This is a genomic window from Sinorhizobium americanum, from assembly GCF_001651855.1.
Classification (GTDB): domain Bacteria; phylum Pseudomonadota; class Alphaproteobacteria; order Rhizobiales; family Rhizobiaceae; genus Sinorhizobium; species Sinorhizobium americanum.
In genome coordinates, this window is record NZ_LNQC01000012.1 from 1 (window position 1) to 2,698 (window position 2,698).

The window sequence follows — 2,698 nt, forward strand, 5'->3', positions numbered from 1 at the left end:
GCCGCAAACAGGATCCCGATGGAGGAATGCATGTCCAATCCCATTTTCAGTCAGACCTATCGCCGCCGCAGCGTACTGAAATCGCTCGCAGCCGCCGGCGCGCTGCCCTTAATCGCGCCGCTCGCCTCGTCAACGGCACTCGCCTCGAGCAACAAGTTTGCGGGCCGCACCATCAACCTCTTGATCATCCAGCCGCACGTCGTAACCGGCAAGAAGATCGCCGAGGATTTCGAGAAGTTGACCGGCGCCAAGGTCAACGTCACTGCGGTGCCCTATGACCAGGTCAGCGTCAAGGCGACGCTCGATGTACAATCAGGCGCCAACGAGTTCGATGTCATCGACTACTTCTATACCTACAAGGGTCAGCTCGCCGAAGACGGCGTGATCGAGGACGTGACGGATCTCATCGAGCGCGATAAGGCTGAAATCCAGCCGGAAGATTTCATCCGGACCATCTACGACCAGTACACCTTGCATGACGGCCGCCGCTATGGCCTGCCCTATGACGGCGACAGCCATCTTCTCTTCTACAACCGAGAGCTTTTCGACCGCTATGGACTGAAGGCGCCGACGACCTGGGACGAATACAACGAGAACGCCAAAGTCATCACCGAGGCCGAGTCGAAGAACGGTATCTATGGTGCCGCCGTGCTTGGAGCGAAGATCCCGGTCATCATCCTGTCCACCTACGCCAACCGACTGACGGGCTTCGGCGGCAATTTCCTCAAAACGGACGGTTCGTCCGCGCTCGATAGCGCAGAGGCCGTGGAGGCGCTGAAGTCGCTGCTCGCCTCCGCACCGCACGCCCTCCCGACGCCGCTCGAGACCCGTTTCGAGGAAGGCCTGCCCGCGTTCCTGAACGGCAAGGCGGCGCAGATCGACTTCTGGACCGACCTCGGCGGCTATGCTCAGGATCCCAACGGATCGAAGATCGTCGACAAATGGGGCGTGACCCGCATCCCGATCGGCGGCGGCAACAAGACGCCGCGCTTGGCCTTCAACGCCGGCTTCGGCTTTGCAATCACCACCGGATCGCAGAACAAGGATGTGGCCTGGGAACTGATCAAGCTGGTCACCGGCAAGGGCTATCACGAACAGTTATTGGCGCTCACCGGTTCAGGCATCGACCCCGACCGCCAGTCGGGTCTGAGATCCGAGAAGTTCAAGGCCTTCCAACCACTCGTGCAGCCGCTGCTCGACGGCGGCGCCTTGGAAAACAGCCTGGCCTGGCCGGCGGCCGTCTATGCGCCGAAGCTCGAAAACGCGCTGACCGACGAACTGGCGCTGGCGCTCGCCGGTACCAAGAGCGCCGAACAGGCGATCGCCGATGCCCATCGGGCCTGGACCGAGATCATCGAGGTGAACGGCTGATTGCGCCCCGGGGTACGCCCCATCGCTTCCTCCCGGCGCGCACCGGCAATTCTTCAAAAGAGGCAAAGACAATGAGCGAACATTCCTTGCCGAAGCGCAGGCTCGCCCGCAGCGGATTCGACATCACACCGGTTGGCTTTGGCGCCTGGGCCGTCGGCGGTCCTGACTGGGGTTGGGGCTGGGGGACGCAGGACGATGCCCAGTCGATCGCGGCCATCCGCCATGCGGTTGCGCGCGGCATCAACTGGATCGACACGGCCCCGGTCTACGGTCTCGGCCATTCCGAGGAGATCGTGCGGGAGGCACTCTCGACGATCCCGAGATCCGAGCGTCCGCTGGTGTTCACCAAGGCCGGTCTCGTCTGGGACCCCGAAAAGCGCAATGCCCTTCCCGCCCGTATCGGTGATGCAAAGTCTTTGCGTCGCGAGGTCGAGGATTCGCTGCGGCGCCTCGATGTCGAGGTCATCGACCTATACCAGATGCACTGGCCGGCCAATGACGGTACGCCGATAGAGGAATACTGGGCCACCTTTGCCGACCTTAAGGCGGAGGGCAAGGTCAGGGCCATCGGGCTTTCGAACCACGATCGGGAACTGTTGCAGCGCGCCGCGACGGTTGCCCCCGTCGACGTGGTGCAGCCGCCCTTCTCCGCCATCAAGCGCGGATTCGCCGAGGAGGGCCTGCCATGGGTGCGGGCGCATGGCAGCGGCGTCCTTGCCTACAGTCCCCTGCAGTCGGGCCTGCTCACCGGTGCTTTCACTCCGTCACGCGCTCGCGCTCTGCCCGAGAACGACTGGCGGTCGCGCGACGAAGAGTTTGCAGGGGAGGCACTTTACCGCAACCTTGCCTTCGCGGATGGGCTCAGGCCGATTGCAGCGCGGCACCACGCCACCGTTGCGGCGGTCGCGGCCGCCTGGGTTCTCGCCTGGCCCGGCATCACGGGCGCCATCATCGGAGCACGCAAGCCGGAGCACATTGACGGCTGGATCGACGCCGCAACAATCGCCCTTTCGCCCCGCGACCTCGACGATATCGAAGACATGCTTCTCGCGACGCGGGCCGGCAGCGGGCCAACACGTCCCGATCTCTCGGAGGCCGCATGACCGCCTTCACCGCCGACGGCCTGCAATTTGGCAAAACCCGCCATGAGCGCTGGCGCCTCCTTCCGGCGCGGCTCGGCAGGATGCTGTGGATCGCGCCGATCATCCTCGCGCTGAGCGTCACGACGCTTTACCCCACCGTCTTCCTGCTGGCACTCGCCTTCAGCAAAAGCACGCTCGGGAAACCCTTCCGTGGCTTCGTCGGCATCAAGCATTTCGCGACGACC

2 protein-coding genes and 1 pseudogene are annotated in these 2,698 nt (G+C 63.8%); all 3 read left to right on the forward strand.

The annotated features are described in order from the left end of the window. Window positions 1–30: 30 nt before the first annotated feature. The gene (locus tag ATC00_RS00065; protein WP_064251566.1) at window positions 31–1,371 is read left to right on the forward strand and encodes an ABC transporter substrate-binding protein; all 1,341 of its coding nucleotides are present in this window, start codon (window positions 31–33) and stop codon (window positions 1,369–1,371) included. Window positions 1,372–1,442: 71 nt separating this feature from the next. Beyond that, window positions 1,443–2,474 (forward strand): aldo/keto reductase, encoded by a 1,032-nt coding sequence (locus ATC00_RS00070; RefSeq protein WP_064251565.1) that lies wholly within the window; start codon window positions 1,443–1,445, stop codon window positions 2,472–2,474. After that, window positions 2,471–2,698 (forward strand): annotated as a pseudogene (locus tag ATC00_RS00075) (hypothetical protein); the annotation flags it as partial. The gene ATC00_RS00070 and the pseudogene ATC00_RS00075, both read left to right, overlap by 4 nt.

Excerpts from the sequence above, each read along its gene's own strand:
- ATC00_RS00065 (WP_064251566.1), top strand. The coding sequence starts at position 31 with ATGTCCAATCCCATTTTCAGTCAGACCTATCGCCGCCGCAGCGTACTG.
- ATC00_RS00070 (WP_064251565.1), top strand. The coding sequence starts at position 1,443 with ATGAGCGAACATTCCTTGCCGAAGCGCAGGCTCGCCCGCAGCGGATTC.